The 20,303-nt window shown below is 45.1% G+C and carries 18 protein-coding genes; 7 read left to right on the top strand and 11 right to left on the bottom strand.

Translation table 11 applies throughout. The features are described from left to right. Window positions 1-125 precede the first annotated feature (125 nt). The 9 genes from dut to rimP form a co-directional block, all read right to left on the bottom strand. Entirely contained in the window at window positions 126-560 is a 435-nt protein-coding gene (gene dut, locus LEP1GSC050_RS01345) for a dUTP diphosphatase (RefSeq protein WP_010569271.1), read from the bottom strand. Window positions 561-568: 8 nt separating this feature from the next. Then, entirely contained in the window at window positions 569-1,867 is a 1,299-nt protein-coding gene (locus LEP1GSC050_RS01340; RefSeq protein WP_020987015.1) for a M16 family metallopeptidase, read from the bottom strand. 42 nt (window positions 1,868-1,909) lie between these two features. Then, complete coding sequence (gene pnp, locus LEP1GSC050_RS01335; protein ID WP_010569269.1) at window positions 1,910-3,997, bottom strand: polyribonucleotide nucleotidyltransferase; 2,088 nt, start codon at window positions 3,995-3,997, stop codon at window positions 1,910-1,912. Window positions 3,998-4,007: 10 nt separating this feature from the next. Further along, window positions 4,008-4,274, bottom strand: coding sequence for a 30S ribosomal protein S15 (gene rpsO / locus LEP1GSC050_RS01330; protein WP_010418154.1), 267 nt, complete (start codon window positions 4,272-4,274; stop codon window positions 4,008-4,010). A gap of 52 nt (window positions 4,275-4,326) precedes the next feature. Continuing rightward, on the bottom strand, window positions 4,327-5,253 hold the full coding sequence (gene truB / locus LEP1GSC050_RS01325; protein WP_040910828.1) for a tRNA pseudouridine(55) synthase TruB: 927 nt from the start codon (window positions 5,251-5,253) through the stop codon (window positions 4,327-4,329). Continuing rightward, the gene (gene rbfA, locus LEP1GSC050_RS01320; protein ID WP_010418149.1) at window positions 5,210-5,563 is read right to left on the bottom strand and encodes a 30S ribosome-binding factor RbfA; all 354 of its coding nucleotides are present in this window, start codon (window positions 5,561-5,563) and stop codon (window positions 5,210-5,212) included. The genes truB and rbfA overlap by 44 nt, the downstream gene beginning before the upstream one ends. Window positions 5,564-5,573: 10 nt before the next feature. After that, entirely contained in the window at window positions 5,574-8,330 is a 2,757-nt protein-coding gene (gene infB, locus LEP1GSC050_RS01315) for a translation initiation factor IF-2 (protein ID WP_020987010.1), read from the bottom strand. 69 nt (window positions 8,331-8,399) lie between these two features. Beyond that, window positions 8,400-9,761 carry a transcription termination factor NusA gene (nusA, locus tag LEP1GSC050_RS01310; RefSeq protein WP_010569266.1) on the bottom strand — a complete coding sequence of 454 codons (1,362 nt, stop codon included), beginning with the start codon at window positions 9,759-9,761 and terminating at the stop codon, window positions 8,400-8,402. Window positions 9,762-9,763: 2 nt separating this feature from the next. Next, window positions 9,764-10,192 carry a ribosome maturation factor RimP gene (rimP, locus tag LEP1GSC050_RS01305; RefSeq protein WP_232225643.1) on the bottom strand — a complete coding sequence of 143 codons (429 nt, stop codon included), beginning with the start codon at window positions 10,190-10,192 and terminating at the stop codon, window positions 9,764-9,766. 364 nt (window positions 10,193-10,556) lie between these two features. Here rimP and LEP1GSC050_RS01300 point away from each other — a divergent pair, with 364 nt between their 5' ends. From LEP1GSC050_RS01300 to LEP1GSC050_RS01285, 4 genes are read left to right on the top strand one after another with little or no spacing between them, the layout of a single operon-like run. Next, window positions 10,557-11,717 carry an LIC_12708 family protein gene (locus tag LEP1GSC050_RS01300; protein ID WP_051184828.1) on the top strand — a complete coding sequence of 387 codons (1,161 nt, stop codon included), beginning with the start codon at window positions 10,557-10,559 and terminating at the stop codon, window positions 11,715-11,717. A gap of 6 nt (window positions 11,718-11,723) precedes the next feature. Continuing rightward, window positions 11,724-13,178: a bifunctional ADP-dependent NAD(P)H-hydrate dehydratase/NAD(P)H-hydrate epimerase gene (locus tag LEP1GSC050_RS01295; RefSeq protein ID WP_010569264.1), complete on the top strand. Its 1,455-nt coding sequence runs from the start codon at window positions 11,724-11,726 to the stop codon at window positions 13,176-13,178. Further along, window positions 13,171-13,767, top strand: a complete 597-nt coding sequence (locus tag LEP1GSC050_RS01290) for a hypothetical protein (RefSeq protein WP_010569263.1) — start codon at window positions 13,171-13,173, stop codon at window positions 13,765-13,767. The genes LEP1GSC050_RS01295 and LEP1GSC050_RS01290 overlap by 8 nt, the downstream gene beginning before the upstream one ends. 7 nt (window positions 13,768-13,774) lie before the next feature. Then, a complete protein-coding gene (locus LEP1GSC050_RS01285; protein WP_010569262.1) occupies window positions 13,775-14,011 on the top strand; it encodes a hypothetical protein in 237 nt (78 codons plus the stop codon). 293 nt (window positions 14,012-14,304) lie between these two features. Here LEP1GSC050_RS01285 and LEP1GSC050_RS01280 read toward each other — a convergent pair whose 3' ends face one another. Then, window positions 14,305-15,444 carry a DUF1343 domain-containing protein gene (locus LEP1GSC050_RS01280; RefSeq protein ID WP_020987017.1) on the bottom strand — a complete coding sequence of 380 codons (1,140 nt, stop codon included), beginning with the start codon at window positions 15,442-15,444 and terminating at the stop codon, window positions 14,305-14,307. Between the two features lie 210 nt (window positions 15,445-15,654). Here LEP1GSC050_RS01280 and LEP1GSC050_RS01275 point away from each other — a divergent pair, with 210 nt between their 5' ends. Further along, the gene (locus LEP1GSC050_RS01275; protein WP_010569260.1) at window positions 15,655-18,186 is read left to right on the top strand and encodes a Crp/Fnr family transcriptional regulator; all 2,532 of its coding nucleotides are present in this window, start codon (window positions 15,655-15,657) and stop codon (window positions 18,184-18,186) included. Window positions 18,187-18,469: 283 nt separating this feature from the next. Here LEP1GSC050_RS01275 and LEP1GSC050_RS01270 read toward each other — a convergent pair whose 3' ends face one another. After that, window positions 18,470-19,156, bottom strand: coding sequence for a hypothetical protein (locus tag LEP1GSC050_RS01270; RefSeq protein ID WP_010418117.1), 687 nt, complete (start codon window positions 19,154-19,156; stop codon window positions 18,470-18,472). A 167-nt stretch (window positions 19,157-19,323) separates the two neighbouring features. On the opposite strand from LEP1GSC050_RS01270, the gene LEP1GSC050_RS01265 reads away from it, so the two are divergent. Together LEP1GSC050_RS01265 and LEP1GSC050_RS01260 are read left to right on the top strand one after the other, a co-directional pair. Then, window positions 19,324-19,821, top strand: a complete 498-nt coding sequence (locus tag LEP1GSC050_RS01265) for a hypothetical protein (protein ID WP_010569259.1) — start codon at window positions 19,324-19,326, stop codon at window positions 19,819-19,821. Next, on the top strand, window positions 19,802-20,302 hold the full coding sequence (locus LEP1GSC050_RS01260) for a hypothetical protein (RefSeq protein ID WP_010569258.1): 501 nt from the start codon (window positions 19,802-19,804) through the stop codon (window positions 20,300-20,302). Before LEP1GSC050_RS01265 ends, LEP1GSC050_RS01260 begins: the two co-directional genes overlap by 20 nt. Window position 20,303: the final 1 nt, after the last annotated feature.

Below are 20,303 nucleotides of genomic sequence, written 5' to 3'. Positions count from 1 at the left end.
GAGCGAAGCGGTGGAAAATTCCTTACCACAAAACTATTCCTCTGGCAAGAAGTTTTCAAACGTGGATTCTGTGGGAGCTCATACAGAATTCGGAATCTACAAATAGATTTGATTGAGCGCTAGATTTATAATCCAGTACTACCGAAGCCCCCGGCTCCTCTTGCAGTTTCGGGTAACTCTTCGACAATTTCCCAATCAGTAAGCCAGGTTCTGCGAATCAACAACTGAGCGATTCGAACCCCGTCTTCCAAAAGATAAGGAGTCATTCCTAGGTTCAGCAAAGGCACCATGAGCTCACCGCGATAATCTGAATCGATCGTTCCGGGAGAATTCGGAACCAAAATGGTGAATTTTGTGGAAAATCCCGATCTCGGGCGGATTTCAAAATGGAACCCGTCCGGGATTGCAAAAGCCAAACCTGTTCGCACCAACTTCACTTCTCCGACTGGGAGTTCCAACGGAGATTCCAAACAAGAATACAAATCATACCCGGCCGAACCCGACGTCTTAATTTCGGGTAATTTAGCATTGGTATGCAGTTTTTTCACAGCAATCTTCATGCGGTCCTTCACTCCGGATATGAAAACGATTCGAAGATCTTTTTAAGTTTCTCTTCTTCCTTAGCGTTCATTTTTGCCAAGACGGATAAATGCAATTTAGGAAGCGCGAAAATTTTCTTCGCCAAAGAATTCAATTCATCCAAAGTTACGGAATGAATTTCTCGGATTCGTTCCTCTAAAGTGTAATACTTCCCATAGTACATCTCTTGAAAGGCTATATTATTCATCCTACTTTCGGTGTGCTCGTATCCGATCGATAAACTTCCTTCGTGATTCGTTTTTGCGTCCGAGAGTTCCGCTGATGTGATTCCTAGATCCAAGAAGATTCGTAATTCTTCCAGAATCAATGTTATAGACTCTAAAAACCTCTCTTTCGAAGAAGAACAAACGATCGAAGTAATTCCCATATCGCTATAAGAAGAAGGGTAACTCGTAATGTTATAGCAGAGCCCCTTCTCTTCTCTAATTTTCTGGAAAAGCCGAGAAGACATTCCTCCGCCTAAAATGTGAGTCAGAAGAGAAAGACGAGTTGCATCGTAAAAACTTCTCGGACGCCCTTCTCCTCCAAGGATAAAGTATGCTTGTTCAGTTTCTTTATTTCCTTTGCGGAAATATCCGAATACCTTTCGGGGAGTTTCAAAATGGGCGGTCAGCCTTCGATTCGTTTTTACGGAAAAATATTTTTCTACTGTTTTGAGAATCCATTCCGGTTCATAATCGCCGGAAATAGAAAGAATCATGTTTGCCGAGTGGTAGTATTTCTCGTAAAATTTCCTTAGCGATTTTGAAGTAACTGCTTTGATGCTTTTTTCCGTTCCGATAATATCCCGTCCTAAAGCATTTTCAGGAAAGAAATTATTATAGTAAAAATCATGTACTCCGTCTTCGGGAGAATCTTCATAGCCTTTCATCTCCTCCAAAACCACTTCGGCTTCCGTCTTTATATCCTGATCTCGAAGCAAAGGAAGAAACATCATTTCCGAAAGTAGTTCCAATCCGAGTTCGAGGTCTCGAGATGCTAAAGTCGCATAAAAATTGGTATATTCCCGAGAAGTAGCAGCATTCGAATAGGCGCCTACTCTTTCCCAATCTTCGGCTTGCTGTTTTGCCGTTCTCTTTTGGGTGTCCTTGAACAACATATGTTCAAGGAAATGGCAGTAACCTGCTTCTTCCGGACTTTCCGATCTGGATCCTATTCTTATATAAACGCCGAGGGAAACGCTAACCGTATAGGGTGCACGCTGGAATAGAACGGTGATGCCGTTCGGTAGCTCTATCTTATGGGTTTGTTCTTCTTTTAAAGTCAATGTGAGAGGAATAGCCGGCGATGATTTCGCCGGCAAATGAGATTAAACTTCGAGTGCGTCTCTACGAGAAAGATCTATTTTTCCGGTCTTATCTACGTTCAAAACTCGGACCTTAATGATTTCGCCTTCGCGGACAACGTCCTTAACCGAATTCACTCGTTTAGAGTCCAATTTGGAGATGTGGCAAAGGCCTTCTTTGCCGGGGAGAATTTCAACAAAGGCTCCGAAGTCCGTGATTCTCTTCACTTTTCCTTCGTAAATCTTTCCGACTTCGACTTCCGCAAAAAAACCTTCGACCATTCCGGCCGCTTTTTCCGCGGATTCCATATTGGCGCCCGCAATCGTTACTCGACCGTCATCGTCGATATTGATATCCGCGCCGGAAGCTTCGATAATGGCACGTATATTCTTACCACCCGGACCGATCAACTCACCGATTCGATCTTTCGGGATATGTTTGATGATGATACGAGGAGCCTTCCTAGAAACCGTTGCCTCGGCCTTGGAAATATGTTTTTCCATAATATCCAAGATATGAAAGCGCGCCTTTTGAGCCTGGTTAAAGACCGATTCAAGAACGTCGAACGCAACGCCTGTGACTTTTAAGTCCATTTGGAAGGCGGTGATTCCTTTACGCGTTCCCGCGATTTTACAATCCATATCTCCGAAATGATCTTCCAAGCCGGCGATATCCGAAAGAACCGCAAAGCGGCCCTTATCGTCCGAGAAAAGTCCCATCGCAATTCCTGAAACGGAAGATTTGATAGGAACTCCTGCAGCCATCAAAGCGAGCGAACCGGAACAAACCGAAGCCATAGAGGAGGAACCGTTTGATTCCAAAATTTCCGAAACCACTCGGATTACATACGGAAAATCATCCAGTTTCGGCAGAACAAGTTTGAGGGCTCTTTCCGCCAAATTTCCATGCCCGATCTCTCTCCTACCAGGACCGGATGATCTTCGTACTTCTCCGACAGAAAACGCAGGGAAATTATAATGCAGCATGAAGTTCTTTTCCTTCTGCCCTTCCAACGTTTCGTACCGTTGGTTATCGGAAGCGGTTCCCAATGTCACAGTCCCTAAGGACTGAGTTTGTCCACGGGTAAACACTGCGGAACCGTGCACACCCGGGAGAGGGCTCATCTCGACACTAATATTCCTGATCTCATCCAGTTTACGACCGTCAAAACGAACACCGTCCTTTAAAACTTGTTCGCGAACGATCTCGTATTCGAGTTCATGTAAGAAATTTTTAATGTCTTTGATTTTCTCCGCTTCCGTAACGGTAGCCTTGAAATATTCGACGACTTCCTTGTTAGCGTTGGAAATTTCTTTGGTGCGGGACAGCTTATCCGATGTACGATTTGCAGCAGAAAGTTTATCGAATGCATATTTACGCACTTCGGTTAACAAAGCTTCGTCTTTTTGCTTGAGCTTGACTTCTTTCTTGGCAATCGCCAATTCTTTGACCCAGTTTTCTTGAAGTTCCACGAACTTAGAGATATGGGATTGCGCGAATTTCAAGGCGGCCAACATTTCCTCATTGGAAAGTTCTTTCGCTTCCCCTTCGATCATTACGATATGAGTTTTTGTTCCGGCTACGATCAAATCCAAATCGGAATTTACGATTTCCTTATTTGTAGGATTGATGATTAGCTCGCCGTTAATTCTGCCGATACGAGCTCCAGCGATCGGACCGTTAAACGGAATATTGGAAATAGAAAGAGCCGCAGACGCGGCATTCAAGGCATGCCCCGCGGTAGAAACTTCCGTATCTGCGGAGAGCACTTGAACTAATAGCTGAACTTCGCAAAAATATCCTTCCGGAAATAGAGGACGGATGGGACGATCTATGATTCTAGAATTAAGTACTTCGTGCTCGTATGGTTTCGATTCCCGTTTAAAATATCCGCCGGGAAAGCGTCCAACGGAATAGATCTTTTCGGAATATTCGCAGGTTAAAGGAAAAAAATCCTGACCTTCTTTCGGCTCGTCGGCAGCGCAGACGGTTGCAAGAAGGACCAAATTTCCGGTTTTATAAACTACGGATCCATGAGCCTGTTTTGCCCAGTCTCCCGTTTCGAGAGTGATTGCATCCCGACCGAATTGGCCGGTAATAGATTTTGCCATGAGACGGACCTTACTTACGTAGTCCGAGAGTTTCGATCAGCTTCTTGTAACGATCTAGATCTTTGCGTTTTAGGTATTCCAATAATTTCTTACGTTTGCTTACGAGCTTAAGTAAACCCGTTTTAGAATGAAAATCTTTCTTGTGACCTTTAAAATGCTCGTTTAAACCCTTAATGCGAGCGTCCAGAAGCGCAACTTGAACCTCAGTGGATCCAGTGTCTGCGCTTCCTTTTGCAAATGCGGATATAATTTGCTTCTTTGCTTCCGTAGTTATCATAGCTTTGAATGTACCTGTGCCAATTTTCGGGGGCTAGGGCAGGGCGTCCAAGCTAATTTTTAGGGAAGACCTTTAAATATTTATAGGTTAAACTACCCGGCAAACCGTCCCGTCTACACCAAGCCAAGATCTCTCCTTCGGGAGAAGTAAGAAGAAATTCCTGAGCAGGAATCCATTCCAATTTGATCTTCTTCCCATGAAAAACGTCTTTTACTTCGGTTCCCGGAATTTCTAAGGTCGGAATGTCCAAGATTTCTTCAGGAGGATGGATTTTCGCAGTTTTTGATTCTAAGGAGTCGAAGGCATCGGCCTGCTCCAACATCAGTTTTCCCACCTTCGTACGAATCAAGGATTTGAGACTCATCGGAAGCCCGCATGCCTCCCCAATATCCATTACAAGCTTTCGAATGTAAGTACCGCCCGAAACCTTCGTTCGAATCGTGAGTCCCGTTTCTTCAAAATTACGAACTTCGAATTCGTAAATTTTAATCTTCCTAACGCTTGACGGAACTTCCACGCCCTCCCGAAAAAGCTGGGCCCGTCTTTTTCCGCCGACTTTTAAGGCGGAGATCTCTGGCGCGGTTTGCTCTTCCCACTCGGGAACATTTCGTAAAACCGCATCTAATTTAGGACGATTCTCTATGAGCCAGGCCTTGGTCTTCTCGATTTCCCAATCTTCCAAAACCAAACCTTCCCTGTCACCCGAATCGGTAGAGAATCCGAACTGAACTTCTGCGATGTATTCCTTTTCTTTGGTCAAGAACAAGGAAGAGAAGCTAGTAGAAGAGCCGATTGGAAGAAGCATCAAGCCCGAGGCCGCCTTATCCAGGGTGCCGGTATGTCCTACTTTCCGCAGGCCGAGAGATTTCTTTGCCTTCAAGACCAAGTCCGAGGAAGTCATTCCCACAGGTTTGTCCAGAAGTAAGAATCCGATTTCAGTTCGGGTTGGTGGGTTTTCTCGTAAGTCGAAGGGATTCATCTAAGCCTTGGATGTATTCGTCATCCCATACAAAGGAAATCTTCGGAGTCATTCGAAGATTCAACTTCGTCGATAAAGTCGCTGCAAATTTTCCCGCGGCGCTATTCAATCCCGCCAACAGTTTTTCCTTCTTTTTATCCGTCACGATAGAGGTAACGTACACTTTCAAGAATCTAGCGTCGTCTGATAACTCCGAACGGTGAACGGAAACCATATGCACTCTGGGATCCTTCACCTTTCCGGTAAGAATCATCATGGCGACGGTTCTCACCGTCTCCACTTCGATCTTCCTTTTACGGATAGGATTCAAAATCGACCTCTTAGTCTAGCTTCCGTTTGATCACCGTGACTGTATACGCTTCAATCGAATCTCCGACTTTGAAATCGTTGAATCCTTCCAACTGAATACCGCATTCGAAGTTGTTTAGAACTTCGTTTACTTCGTCTTTGAATCGTCTCAGTGATTTTAATTTTCCGTCGAAAACGATCACTCCTTCGCTGATCACGCGAACGCCGGAGGCTTTCGTAATCTTTCCGGAAGTAACCATACAGCCCGCGATATTTCCGATTTTCGATACTTTGAAAACCTCGCGGATTTCGGCGGTCCCGATGACTTCTTCGATCTTCTCCGGTTCGAGAAGTCCTTCCATAGCCATCTTGATCTCGTCTACAACCTGATAAATGATGCTGTAGTATTTGATCTGAACGCCTTCTTTTTCCGCCAGCGCGATCGTCTTTGGATTCGCCCTTACGTGGAATCCAACTATGATAGCGTTCGAGGCCGAAGCTAACATAACGTCCATATCTACGATGGCTCCTGCGCCGGACTGAATCACGTTCAATTTCACGTCCGGAGTGGAAAGTTTTTCCAAAGCCTCTTTTATCGCCTCCGCAGAACCGCGGACGTCCGCTTTGATGATAACTTTCAGTTCCTTTAATGCGCCTTGTTTAATGAACTCGTTCATATTTTCCAAGGTCACTTTGGAACCGGTCGCTCCGGCGTTACCGATACGTTCGAACTCGATTCTGTGCTGGGAAATATTTCTGGCTTCTTTTTCATCCGCCATCGAATCGAACGGAGCGCCCGCGTCGGGAACTCCATCCAAGCCGGTTACCTGAACAGGGAAGGCCGGTCCGGCTTCCTTGATCAAATGTCCATAGTCATCATACATGGCTCGAACACGTCCGGAAAAGACTCCCGCGACAAACGGATCGCCCACTCTGAGTGTTCCGTTTTGAATTAGGACGGTTGCTACGGCACCACGACCCGGATCCAATTTTGCTTCTACAATAGTTCCTTTCGCTCTACGTTTCGGATTCGCCTTAAGGTCCAGAACTTCGGCTTGTAAAAGCACCGCTTCCAAGAGTTTATCGATTCCTATATTCTCTTTTGCGGAAATTTTGCAATACATGGTATCGCCACCCCACTCTTCCGATTGAAGTCCATGATTGGCGAGTTCTTGCATAATCTTCTCTGGATTTGCGGTAGGAAGATCGACTTTGTTGATTGCCACAATGATCGGAACCTTCGCATCTTTCGCATGCGATACCGCTTCCAACGTTTGAGGCATTACTCCGTCGTCGGCTGCGACCACAAGAATCACGATATCCGTAATTTTCGCACCACGAGCCCTCATCGAAGTGAATGCCTCATGACCCGGAGTATCTAAGAAGGTAATTTCCCCTCTCGGCGTCTTTACTTGGTAAGCTCCGATATGCTGCGTAATTCCACCCGATTCGGTATCAATAACTGAGGATTTACGGATAGTATCCAACAACCTGGTCTTACCATGGTCGACGTGCCCCATAATAGTAACGACTGGCGGTCTATGGATATAATCTTCCGGATTATCCTTTTCCTCTCCGATTAAAGTTTCCTCATAAAGAGAAACGACCTTAACTTTGCAGCCGTACTCGTCCGCAAGTATCGATGCTGTTTCTGCATCGATAATATTATTGATCGTGACCATCATCCCCATCTTCATGAGTTTTCCGATCACGTCGCCGGGCTTGAGATTCATTTTCTTGGCAAGCTCGCCGACTTGAACATTTTCTAATATTGTAATCTCTTTCGGAACGGAAACCCCGGTAGGTCCGCCGCTTTTATGTTTACGATATGATTGTTTAAAGAACTTCGAATTTTCCGCGCCAAAAGAGGATTCCGATCGACCTGACTTTTCCTTTTCTCCACCGCGTTTTTTTCCGGAAGGTCCGAGCACACCTCTGCCTTCTCCACCAGGAGGCCCTGCAACTCCGGAGCCGGGTCCGCCTGGACCGCGGAAACCTGCGCCGCCGCCGCTACCCGGACCTCCACGATATCCACCGCCACCGCCTGGACCACCTTGGCCTCCACGGTAACCTCCGCCTTGTCCGCCCTGGCCTCCGCGATATCCGCCGCCGCCACCTTGACCGCCTTGGTAACCTCCGCCTTGACCACCCTGGCCTCCGCGATATCCGCCGCCGCCACCTTGACCGCCTTGGTAACCTCCGCCTTGACCGCCCTGGCCTCCGCGGTATCCGCCGCCGCCACCTTGACCGCCTTGGTAACCTCCGCCTTGACCACCCTGGCCTCCGCGATATCCGCCGCCGCCACCTTGGCCGCCTTGATATCCTCCGCCTTGTCCGCCCTGGCCTCCGCGATATCCGCCGCCGCCACCTTGGCTGTCGGAAGAAGAATCCCTACTACTGGGTCCGGAATACGTCTGTCTTTGATTCGGACGAGATACTATAATATTATTGTCTTCTCTCTGAAAGGGAGATTTTTTTCCAGAGGTATCGTCATCCAATAACGGTTGGCTTCTCGGAGTAGGGGGTTCCGGACGATCTTGTCTAGTTTCTGAGTATTGCTGTTCTTTAGGATGGGAAGAAGACTGTTGCCTTGTGTTCGATCCGCCACCGGTTCCGGAAGCGGATTGTCTAGGAGCAGCTTGCTGTTCACCCGAGGTTTCTTTTCGGAAACCGGAGGCGGGAGAGGAGTTTTTCTCGTCCGGCTTCTTTTTAATTACCAGCTTCTTCTTCTTACCGGCATCGGCAGAACCTTGGAGCTTTTCCTTGATTGTCTTATTCTTATCTTCCATATAATTTCCTGGTCTTGCGAAGGCGGTTCCTTCCGGTTTCCCACCCGATATTCGGGTGATTGAAGAGATTTAACCCTCTTCCACCCACTCCACTGATTCAGCCAAAATTTTGAGAATTTGCGTCGCGGTAGTCGGGCCGATTCCTGGGAGTTTGGCCAAATCATCCTGACTGATCTCGATCAAGGTTTCTACGTCGTTGATACCGGCGCTCCGCAAAAGACCGATTAGGCGAGCAGAAAGACCGGGAAGGTCTTCCAGGGGAGTCGCGCCATCGTCTTCCTCCTCTTCGGCAGGAGGACTAAATAATTTCTCAAGTCTCTCCCGCGCTTCCGGGGAGGAAAATTCTTCGTTATACTGTGCAATTGTTTTAATATCGATCCGAAAGCCCGTCAATTGGGAGGCTAACTTTACGTTGGACCCGTTAATTCCGATTGCAAGAGAAAGCTGTTCTTCTGGAACAATCACCATTGCCTCTCTTCCTTGAGTGTCCACCTTTACATCGAACGGTTTCGCCGGAGAAATCGCATTCGCGATAAACTCTGTCGGGTCGCTGGAATATTGGACGATATCAATTCTCTCATTTCCGAGTTCACGCACGATGGATTGAATCCGGACACCTTTCATCCCAACGCAAGCTCCCACAGGATCGATATCTCCGCGAGTCGCGTGCACGACCACTTTTGTTCGTATGGAAGGTTGCCTTGCAACGTTGACAATCTCCACGAGGCCGTCGTAGATCTCGGGAATTTCCATTTCAAATAATTTCTTAACAAAATCGGCGGAAGCTCTAGAAAGAGTGATTACGGGAATCGGCTCACGAGGTCTTAATTCCACCCTTTGAATGATCGCTTTTAAACGGTCGCCGCTGTGGTATTTTTCTCCGGGATTCTGCTCCCGTTTAGGCATGACGCCTTCCACTTTTCCGAGGTCGATCGACATAGCGTCCTTTTTCCAACGTTGGAAATAACCGTGAGTTAGTTCTCCTTCCTTCGCTTTATATTCTTCGTATAAAAGCTCTTTCTCCATATCTCGGAGACGTTGGAAGACCATTTGTTTTGCTTGACTGGAGATAATTCTGGACAACTCCATCGGCTTTTCTTTAAATTCTAATATTTCGTCGATCCTGGCTTCCGGATGAGTGACTTTCGCGTCCGCGAGAGAAATTTCCAAACCGTCTTTCGGTTCTCCATCGACGACCTTCCGTGGAACAATGATGACAACGTTATCGCCTTCGTTATTCGAGGCGAATTCGACCTTAATCGGATTTTCCGTATCATCCAAACCGTCGAGTCCGGACTTTTTCTTATAGGCCGTAATTAAAGAGTCCCGTATGACTCCCATAACCGCTTCCCGGTCCAGGGATTTATCGGCGCAAAATTGTTGAATTGCTTCCAACAGATTGCCTTCGGCTTCTTTCTTCTTTACTGCCATAATCAAATACTTACGTACAAATTTCCTTTCAGTATATCCTTCAATTCCAAGAAGGCTTCCTTTTTTTTCCCGCTTCCTTTCTTCCGTTTGGAAAACGGTTCCAAAATAAAACGGTCACCCTGCCTATCCAGGATCCTGAAGATCCCCTCTTTCTCACCCGACTCACCTTCAACCCTGTACACGAGGCGCACTGGAATTCCACGGAACCGATCCAGGTCCTCCGGAAGCACCAGTTTCCGTTCCGCTCCAGCAGAAGAAACTTTAAGAGTGTAGTTCAGATCCGGGAAGATCCGCTCCAACTCTTCATTCAGTTTTCTGGAAACTTGCTCACATTCCAGAAGGCTGACGGAACCGTACGGGTGTTCGAGGTGATCCAACTCTACCTCGATCAGCGTATGGTTGGGCCTTTGGCTAACCATGAGTGCGTACAACTTAACGGGTGCGAGCAGGATACCATCTAAGATAGAAGAGATCGTTTCCTTACTGACTGTCAAGTGCCGGCCTTACAGAGAGTCTCTGAACCGCCTCTCTCGCCTGTGAGAGCGAGATGTTTCCCGTCAAAGTCGACACTTTTATGTCGAACTTAGACTTGTTACTACCCATACTATGGGGTGGTTCCCGATATCCTTTCAAATTATTTGGGACAAGCCCTAGTGTAAAGTAAAAAATCCACCGCATCCGAGGACACGATTTCTTAGATTGGTCGAAATTGCTTGTTTTCTGATGGAATACTCGGGATGGTACCGTTTACGTCCAAATCGGCGGAATTCCCGCGCTTCGGATTCATTTCGAATTATGCATCTATTTAAACCCAGTAAAAACGAAAAAACAATCTTCCGTTTCCCCTTAATTTTCCTCATCGCAATCGGGATTATCCATTTGGCTTGCTCTAAATTCCGCGTAGATGATTACAATCCGTATCTTTACGGAAGAGTAAAGTTAGGAAAGGATATCAAAGAGCTTCAAGTTAGCATAGTCAATAGAGTTCCGACGAACGTACCGAACCAAATTGCGATCGCTTCGGGCTTAATGTATATCCCTGATTTCGAACAATCCCTTGTGAAAGCATTCACAACCGAGGGCGAACTCAAGTTCGTAATCGGAAATCCCAAAGAAAAGACTTTGGATAAGGCAAAAATTTACAACGTGAAACTGGGTCGAATCGGCCTTGTTTCGGTTTCCCGAAACGACGATGTCTTCATTCAATCCCGAATTTCGAAAGAAGACGTAAAACAGGACAAAGCTCCCGAAAATATTTTTGCAAAGAAATCAGGAGAATTTCGAACCGATGCGGAAGAGGCTCTACCTTCGGTCATTCTTAAAGTCAATGACTCGGGGAAGTTAGTTCAAACGATTTACTCTGATGGAGTCGGCGGATCGATTCCATTCGGCTATGTGGAACGAATTGAAGCAGGTCGCAATGATTTACTCTTTGTATTTCATCGCTCTAATGGAGAGATGCGCTTAAGCGTATTCGACGAGGCGGGAAAAGTTAAGCAAAGATTGGATTCCAACGATTTCAAGGACATTGTACATTCCGCATCGGACGGGAATACATGGTATATCGATACGATTCTTCCTCATTCCGAAGGAGAATATGCGTTGGCCGCTTTTAGTTTCTATGAAGCGAAATCGGGACGATTTAAATCTCGCAGAATCTATCGCTATGATTGGGAAGGCAAGCGGGTCACTCCGATCAAGGAAATACAGGATCCGTCTGAGACCCTATTCTGGGTATTGAATGATGATAATTTTTTCATTTGGGAAACCGAAGCCGAGGAAGGAAACTCCATTCGTCTTCAAGTCCATGACGACGACGGCAATCATGTAAACAATATCCGCCTCAACTACCCGCCTCCACGAGGGCTCTGGAGAGAAACCTGGATGGATGCCAACGACGAAATTTATTCAGTAAGAATTCGTTCGGGTTATCTCGAAGTGCATAAATGGAAATGAATTAAAGTGAAAAGCGAAGTCCTTTTTACCTACGAGGAAAGTGTAGAATTAGATAAACTTTCCATCAACGAAAGAGGGACATCCTCTCAATTGCTGATGGGCTTCGCAGCCGTTTCTATTTTTCAAACATGGAGAACCAAATTCAAAAAAACCGGCGGGGCGCTTTTTCTTTGCGGCTCCGGAAATAACGGCGGAGACGGTTTCGCTCTGGCTCATTTTCTTTCGGCTGAGGGAATTCCTTGCCGAGTTTTCTGCAAAGACGGAAAACTTTCGGAAGAGACCTTATTTTACAAAAATCTCTGCGTCGGCTCAGGGGCTAAATTATACCCGCTCCAAGAATTCCATTCTCAATCCTGGAATGATAGCGAGATCATAGTGGATGCCTTGCTCGGTACGGGATTTCTCCCGCCGCTCTCCGATGAACTGTTACGCGTCGCCTCTGAAATTAAGATACTTAAGGAAAAATTCGGTTCGGATTGTTTTGTACTTAGTATAGATACGCTTTCCGGTTTTCATCCGGACCGTCCTCTCACTTTTCCGATCGATGGATTGGCGGAAATCGGATCTCATAAACTGACGAATCTGTTTCATTCCGATCTTGAAGTGGAAAAAACATTTCACCCGATCGGGTTTCTCCGTCATAAGTTTTCCACGAATCAAAGAGTCTGGATTAAGGCCAACAGGAAAGAATTAAAGAAACGGATGCTGAGGGAACGCGGTTCGCATAAATATTCCAACGGTTCGGCTTTGTTTCTAGGCGGTTCGGACGGGATGGCGGGCGCTATTCTGTCATCCGTTCTTTCGTTTCATGAAATGGGCGGAGGCATCTCTCTCGTCTTAACGCCATCCGCAAGTACCATTCAAAAAGTGCTTAAAAAGGATTCCTCCCTAATGGTAAAACTCTTCGCCTCCGATCAAAATCCTTTTTTAGGAAGTTTTGCGGGAAAGACGAAAGCATTCGCTATCGGCCCCGGGCTTTCACCGGAAGACTGCCCTACTTCGTTTCTTCCGGAGAAAACCCCGGTCATTTTGGATGCAGGAGCAATTTTACCTTATTCGGTTACTAAACTGGGTCCGAATGTTCTACTGACTCCGCATATCGGAGAATGGTCCAGAGTTACCGGAAAAACATATGCCGGATTTTTAGAGGCCTGGCAGGACGCAAAGGAATGGGCGATCGAAAGAAATTGCCATATCCTTTTAAAAGGCAACGTTTCCGTTTTATGCACCCCTAAGGAAGGTTCGTTCTTTTGGCCATACCAGGAGCCGAAACTTGCAGTAATGGGAACGGGTGATCTTTTGGTAGGAATGCTTGCTTTCTTTCTTTCGAGAGGTCATGATATGATAGAAGCAGTCCGCTTAGCCCTTAGCCTTTTCGTTTCTTCCGCAGAAATGTCAGAAGGTTATCCGAGCGCAGGTAGGATTCGCAAAAATATTCGCAAGGTAATTTCCCATGGGTAAAGGTTATCACTCTCGTTCTCCGGAAGAATTTAGAGACTTCTTAAAACAAATCCAAACCAAGGGAAAAGAAAAGTCTCGCACAAAGTTAATTTTGTTGTTCGATCTTATTCTTCTCTTATTTATTTTCGCCGTAGTTGCAAGAATCGTAAACCCGTTAGCCTTTACCGGAAAAAAAGAATCGAATCAAATAACCGTATCGGGAGTGCAGCTACGAGTCTCGGAGAGTCGAGATGGCGGACATCAGCTTCCTGTTTTTTTCTTGTTCATGACAAATTCCGGTTCCATCGATGTAAAATATCCGAGCATAGGCACGAAATTGACGGGCAAGATATCTACGAATACCGGTTTATCCTGCCTTCAGGAAGAATGGCAGGTCCCGTCTAGGATTATCGCTGCCGGAAAGACGGAATTTTTTCGCTACGAACCGAATGCAGATCGAGTAGGCAAACTTCCCGACGAGTGCAAAGTAGTAAAACCGAATTTCTGGACTAATATCACCCGCCATTTTAAGACCGCGGTGGAACGGAATTTCGAACTGGAAATTCTCGATCAGAAATCCATAATGCGATTGAGCATCGAAAAAATATGAGGCAATTATGAGCGAAGCGATCAACACGTTAAACCAAATCACGTCGATCGTAGACGAAAAAGCTACGATCTTCCGGGAAGAATGGAGCAAAATGCCCAAGGTTCGCGCAGTAACGGAACGCAAATTAATACTCGATTTAATAGAGACCGCTTTACAAGCGGCAGCGACAATCCACCCGTCTCCAGTCGACCTAGTCCGAGATCTGAAACGTCTTTCTGATGAATTAAGACGATTGCCGGTTTAAGAAGGCAAACTGCTGGTGGAGTGCCGTTGGTTGATGTTGGCGATCCCCGCCCTTCCTGGGCGGGGGCCGGTGCGGTGGTACCCCCGAAGTGGGTCTTTATCAGGATCTGGAGTTTTGGAGAAAGTTTTTTATGAGTTTTTTTCTGTTGGAGCTCCCACATAGATTTGCTGGGATTTTTTCTTGACACTTATTCATTTTACGATCCGGGGTCATTTCTTAATCCTGAAAGGCGCCTCGAAAATTTAAGGCTATCGAAATGATTTGAATTTTACGAATGGAACGTTAAGCGAAATCTATATATATGCGATTATCTCCTTCTTCCAATTCAATTCCGCCTCGGAAAGATATTCCTCCACTTCAAGATACGAAGATTTTCCCTCCAAATATTTCAATAGAAATTGATCCCCTACCAATAGCTCAATTGCAGGTCTATCGGATCTAAATTCGTACGGACCTTGCAAATAAGAAAAATCTCGAGGATAGGTTTCTTGAACGGTTTTTAGCAGGTGCAAACCGAAAAGGAGACTATGAAATTTTGAAGGTTTTTCCAATAAAATCTGATAACCTCCGCAAACTTCGCCTACATATTTGTGAAACGTCGGTATAAATCTCAACGGCCTCAGACGAAAGACTCCTCTCTGCGGTTCCTCCAATTTTCTTCTGAGGCTTTCATTACTATAATCGATATAAGGAGCGCCGAAAGTTTCAAATGGACGTGTAGTACCTCTTCCTTCCGAAATATTCGTGCCCTCAAGTAAACATAAACCGGCATAGACATAGCACGTAGTAATTGCAGGAATGTTCGGGGATGGAGGAATCCATAAGAATGGGTCGTATTGATCCGGATAAACTTTGTTAATAGAATAGAATTCTAGATCTAATTTGAATTTATCCTTATAAAATTTTAATAGTCCTGCCGAGGTGAGTCCATGTCTGTGCGGAACTCCTTCAACTCCAACGAATGAAGCATATTCCGATTGCAGAGGACTTCCTTCGATTCCCGTTCCTGCCGGATTGGGGGAATCAAAAACGACTATCTTAATTTTTTCGGAGCCATTTCGATTTCGAAGATCTACCGCCTGCATCAAATACAGGGCGGAAGTCAAAAAAGTGTAGTACCTTGTCCCTACGTCTCGAATATCGATTAAAATCGTATCTAATCCTTCCAGCGAATCCTGAGAAGGAATCAAACTATCTTCGGAATCCCCGTACAAATTTAAAATTACCGTGTCTTCTAAATCATATTCGAGCGAGGACCCCGAAATTTGATCCTGCAATTCGGCAAAGAGTCCATGCTCAGGTAAGAAAAGTTTTTTTAACCCGTATTTCTTACGAACGGTTCGAAAGTGATACTCGTATTCCCAACCATAGGCACTCTGATTCGTAAGCATCCCGATTCTCGATCCGGATAATAAGGAGTCCATTTTCTTCATTTCGCTTAGGAGTTTTCTTAGGAGAATGAAATCAGTCAAGCAGTAGAGAAATCTTCCCTTCAAAGAAGCCTAGAATGAATGCCCATAAAAGTCAGTTTGGTAAGCGGGTCACCTCTCGACTGCCGGGTTTTTAAAGCCGATCTTAGAAAAAGAGTTTCCCGGATCGATGAAGGATTGTTTTCTTCTTAATTTGCTCTCTTTAGCGAACGTATGGCCTTAGATACAAGTATTCCAAACCAAAAAGTAACTATTCCGGCAGGGACCACTCTCTTTCCAGAGGGATCGGCGGTAAATTCCCTCAATGTTTTACATAGCGGCGCTTTACGATACGTAATCGACGGTCCGAAGGGTAGGAAATTAGAGCTTTTCAAACTGTCCGGAGCCAATCTTACCCCAGGCGCGACCGCCTTATTTGCCGGTGGAAGATATCCGCATACGATCATTGCCGAGCAGGAATGCGTTTTATCCACATATGTTATGTCGCCGTCGACCGTTGCTCGTTCCCTCGCGGCACGCTCCTCGCTTGGAATTATGGTCGGCAGATCATTACTAAGAGAGATCACCGAACTTTTTAAACGGGCCAATCAACTTAGAAAAATTACATCGGATCTCGGAAAATCTAACGATAATTTTTCCCTTCTTTATTATCAATTTAATCCGGGAGTTTTTCCGGATATTAAACCGGGGCAGCCCATCAACGAGCCCGGCTCAGAGATTGTGGATCCAATCCTTAGGTTGGCTCGAGAAAATTTAAAGAACTACTTCGAAAACGGCGGTTTGTTACCGGAACGACCGACCCCCACCTACATTGACGAGGATCATTCTCAGCAATTGTTAAAATATTATCCGGAAGAAATCGAATTTCAAGATTCAGAATTTAATTTCCTTCGAAAGTTAATTCTTGCGGATCCGAACCTATTGGCACAACTTTTTACGCCCGATCCCTCGATGGTATCTTATATTTGTGAAAAGTTGGGAAAGGTTCAAAACGATTTAACTGGAAGCACGAAAATCGTATTAGAAGAATTGGAAGAAGCATTTCGATTCCTGTTAGGAGGAGATGAAAGCATTGCCGAAAAATTCTATTTAATTTTAGATATGACCGTAAACGGTTATTCCACTGCTCCTCCCGAATTCGTCGTTCCGGTTCTCCAAACGTTATCTCAAAAAATCGAAAAAGCGATAGCAGGGCATCAGTCTCTCTTTGGCGCCGGGATGCCAAATCCCTCGCCTAATTTAAGAGGCTTCCTCGAAAAAACTGCCGGACTTTCTAAGAAATATGAAGCTTTGCCTCAAACCCAATCGGCTTCTACAAATGGTTCGATCGGTGTGGATTCGTCAGCGGATGCGACAGCAATACGAAAAGAGCTTCAAAATTCCGCATCCACAATCATCCAGTATTCGGGACTGGGCGGAGACGCGATTAAGGAGTTCTCGGCTCTCATGGTAAAACTAAAGTCCATGAAAAATCCATTAGATTCCGATAATGACACCAGAAAACTACGAAGATCCATTACGAAAATCTATTTTGATATCTATGCAGGATGCTTTCAAAAATATTTAAATACGAATAAGAATGTTCCTAAGCCGGTTGATCTAATGCTCAAATACGGTTTTTTTGACGAGACTCTTTTGGACGATTCTCAACTCGTATTTATGTCCACGTTCAAGGATGCAATCACGTCCGTTTCGGATATACCGATTCATTACGGAACCGAATGGTTAGAAAGAATTTATAAACGGGAAACTCCGACATCCCTAGATGAATTGGGGCAAAATTTCTTCGATAAAGTGAAAATGGATAATAGAAATGCCGTTTTCAAAAAAGAATCCGATCTCCCTCCCGATATCGATAATCCCGAAGCGCGACTAAAATTCGAATTCGGTGCGATGTACGAAGCCAATGTTAGGTTAACGACAGGATCTCTCGCTACCTACTTACCGATTCTGACTAAATTCCATTCTCAAATTCCTCTCGGGAAAGCTTACGTTACTAAAAAGATGCTAACGGACGCCGTACATGACGTCATGGGCATCGATTTCTCCGTATTTAATCGGGAAGTAATCTATAATAATCCGGAAATGGGCATTAATAAAGAATTCGTCCAAAAAGCGGTGGTTCCCGATTTCGTTATAGTCCCTTCGATCGGAAGCAAAATTATGATGTGGCAGGAGCTATCAGTCCATAGGGGATCCGGTTCGAAAGAAAGCCGCGGTCGCATCGTTTTACCGGTATTCGTGCAAGGAGATTTAAAATCGCTTCTCATCGATGCATTTGCCGCGTTCCGATGGGAGCTCTGCAAAAGTATCTTAGGTCCGGAATGGAATAACGTAGGAAATCCTTCCATTACAGCCGATTATATGGACTACGTTCAATTCTACAAAAAGAACAAGGATCTCTCCATAGAAGTGAAAGAAAAGCTGGCCGCGGAATTTAAGCGTTTCAGGAATGAACGGGATATTTTTGCAAATGATTATCAGCTATGGATCAAGTACGAGTCGGAAAGCGTACAGCGATTGAACCGAGTAGTGCGCAGTATTTTCTACAGACATATTCCGTTTTCACGGCCGATTCGGGAAAAAGTTTCCAAGATGCCTGCGTTTAGCGAGATTAATAACAGGTTCATTAACATTCGGACTCGTAAGTTTACGGAACTCGAAAATCGCTATAAAAAATATATTAACGCACTAGGATCGCTACCCGATCCATTACGTGAAAACCTCGAATTTTACAGAGTTTAAGAACGAATATATCTGGTCTCTTGTCGTTTCTTTAAATTTGGAGACGAGATCTCTTAGTTAGGCCTGCTCGAATTTGTGGGAGCTCATACAGATAAAATATTTGTATGTCGTTTGACAGAATCTCGATAAAATGATATAGGGGAAGGACGCTTCTCCCACCAACCCGCCTCCTCCACCCAAGTTCAGGGTGGGGCTCCGTCATTCAACTCGTGCGTAGGAACTCCAACAGACAAACTAACCGTGTTCAGGAATATTCTAAATTGAGACGGGTGCTTATTGCGAATTAAACGTCTTCGAGTAAGTAAGGGCGAGTGTATTCTCGAACTATTTCAACGACAAAACGTCCCCAAGATTTAGGATCTTCCGGGGAAATTTCGATTTGGCGTACTTTCGGAAAATATGGAGTGGGCTTAAAGGCAGTATGAGTTAATTCCATTGCACGCAAATAATTGTCCACTCGCTTCACTCGGACAAAATTTAATAGTTCCCCTTGTATTTTCTCGGTTGGAATGTATCCGATGATAATCAAACGCGGAAATAATGATTTTTTCAATAAGTTGATAAAATCGCCGAAACTATCCACTCTATCTATGAATCCTTCATAGGCCCCGCCTCCTAGATTCATAATCTGAGTAACGATATCCATGGTGAAGGATACTCCCTCGGCCGAAGTCATGTCGGAGATGATAACGATTCCCTCATCGGGTTGAAACGTCTTAAATTCTACGGAACCCTTAAAATGCCGACGGAGTAATTTTGCAGTTGAAATATCTATCTCTGCCGCTTTCGGTACAAGAATTTTTCCCGTAGTATCAGCAATAGGTTCCCTAGTGATAAGATATCTTTTTTTAGCGGCGTTCTGGTTCATTACCCGGAATGCTTTAACTTTCTCCTCGAGCTCGTCTAGGTTACAGTAGCCTATTTTAAGGACATTTTCCCTCGCTCGTTTTTTAAGTTCTATATCTTCCATATAAATGGCGTTGCAGGATACGCCGTGAGGAACCAGGATACGGATGCTTCAGAATTCCGCGATAACTTACCGGCTATCCAGGCATAGTATACTAAAAAAACGATTCTGAAAAGCCTAGTTTTTGACCCCGCAAAAACGGCTTGTCCTCCCGGAAAACGATTTCCTGAATGGAAAAGATGGGCAACCTCGGGAAACCACCCTTAGACCGGTTCAAAAGGTTTTTATTTTTCGGGGTTAGTCGGTTCCCGTTTGTACTCTTTTTTCTGTATTCCTGTCAATCCGTTGAATTCATTCCAGATATTGTCTATCGAGAAGATTTAATACGGACCCATAAACAGTCGTGGAAAGATATCGAAATACTCAAAGAAGCTCCCAGACGGCGAGAATACGAGGTTTATGGAAGAATTCTCATTCGTAATTTCGGAGACGGTAAGACCGACAAATACTATTACGATCAAATAAAGAAAGAATTGTTCGATCGTGGGATGGACGGAATGTTTCTGGCGGCAAAAGGGATAGTTTCGATGCCTCCGACTATTTTTCAAAGTGGGACCGCAAATGGATATTCCGCAAACTTCGCGGAGCTACCTCAAGAGGCCCGCGTTTTAGAAGGCATTGCATTTCGTTATAAGGAACCGGACGACGATGGCAAGACGTCTCGATAGCGAAATCAAAGTTCTTTCCAATGGCGATTGGATATTTCGAGGGACGAAAATAGAGCAAACGGACGTCCTCGCATATTTTCGCAAAAACCTCAAAGAAGCGCCCGACGGCGTTTATATCGATAATCAATACGGCGACCTTTCCGAAAACGGTTACGTTCACCTTGAAGGATATCCGATAAATTTGATACGAGTATCGGAGATTGCCGGCAGTCTAACTTTTCTAACTGACGGTGGAGACGAGTTAAGACTTTCCGAACTGGAATTATCAGCGGATCGAAACGGAATTTTGATCGCGAAAAAAAAGGGGGATAGGCTCCTAAAATTTAGGATCGCGAGAAACGTATCGACCGAACTTTCAGAATATATCGAAGAGACGGAAACAGGCCTTCTACTTCGGACCGCGACGGAAAAAAGAGAATTAAAGGAAACCAGCGAGGGTCCGGAAGTTCAACTTCCTCACGAATTTCGAAACGAAAATTAAA

Source organism: Leptospira broomii serovar Hurstbridge str. 5399 (genome assembly GCF_000243715.2).
GTDB lineage: Bacteria > Spirochaetota > Leptospiria > Leptospirales > Leptospiraceae > Leptospira_B > Leptospira_B broomii.
The sequence above is the reverse complement of the archived record's forward strand: the minus strand, read 5'-3'. Positions and strand labels throughout refer to the sequence as shown.

Excerpts from the sequence above, each read along its gene's own strand:
- dut (WP_010569271.1), bottom strand. The coding sequence starts at position 560 with ATGAAGATTGCTGTGAAAAAACTGCATACCAATGCTAAATTACCCGAA.
- pnp (WP_010569269.1), bottom strand. The coding sequence starts at position 3,997 with ATGGCAAAATCTATTACCGGCCAATTCGGTCGGGATGCAATCACTCTC.
- rpsO (WP_010418154.1), bottom strand. The coding sequence starts at position 4,274 with ATGATAACTACGGAAGCAAAGAAGCAAATTATATCCGCATTTGCAAAA.
- truB (WP_040910828.1), bottom strand. The coding sequence starts at position 5,253 with ATGAATCCCTTCGACTTACGAGAAAACCCACCAACCCGAACTGAAATC.
- infB (WP_020987010.1), bottom strand. The coding sequence starts at position 8,330 with ATGGAAGATAAGAATAAGACAATCAAGGAAAAGCTCCAAGGTTCTGCC.
- nusA (WP_010569266.1), bottom strand. The coding sequence starts at position 9,761 with ATGGCAGTAAAGAAGAAAGAAGCCGAAGGCAATCTGTTGGAAGCAATT.
- LEP1GSC050_RS01300 (WP_051184828.1), top strand. The coding sequence starts at position 10,557 with ATGCATCTATTTAAACCCAGTAAAAACGAAAAAACAATCTTCCGTTTC.
- LEP1GSC050_RS01290 (WP_010569263.1), top strand. The coding sequence starts at position 13,171 with ATGGGTAAAGGTTATCACTCTCGTTCTCCGGAAGAATTTAGAGACTTC.
- LEP1GSC050_RS01285 (WP_010569262.1), top strand. The coding sequence starts at position 13,775 with ATGAGCGAAGCGATCAACACGTTAAACCAAATCACGTCGATCGTAGAC.
- LEP1GSC050_RS01280 (WP_020987017.1), bottom strand. The coding sequence starts at position 15,444 with ATGAAGAAAATGGACTCCTTATTATCCGGATCGAGAATCGGGATGCTT.
- LEP1GSC050_RS01275 (WP_010569260.1), top strand. The coding sequence starts at position 15,655 with ATGGCCTTAGATACAAGTATTCCAAACCAAAAAGTAACTATTCCGGCA.
- LEP1GSC050_RS01270 (WP_010418117.1), bottom strand. The coding sequence starts at position 19,156 with ATGGAAGATATAGAACTTAAAAAACGAGCGAGGGAAAATGTCCTTAAA.
- LEP1GSC050_RS01265 (WP_010569259.1), top strand. The coding sequence starts at position 19,324 with ATGGAAAAGATGGGCAACCTCGGGAAACCACCCTTAGACCGGTTCAAA.
- LEP1GSC050_RS01260 (WP_010569258.1), top strand. The coding sequence starts at position 19,802 with ATGGCAAGACGTCTCGATAGCGAAATCAAAGTTCTTTCCAATGGCGAT.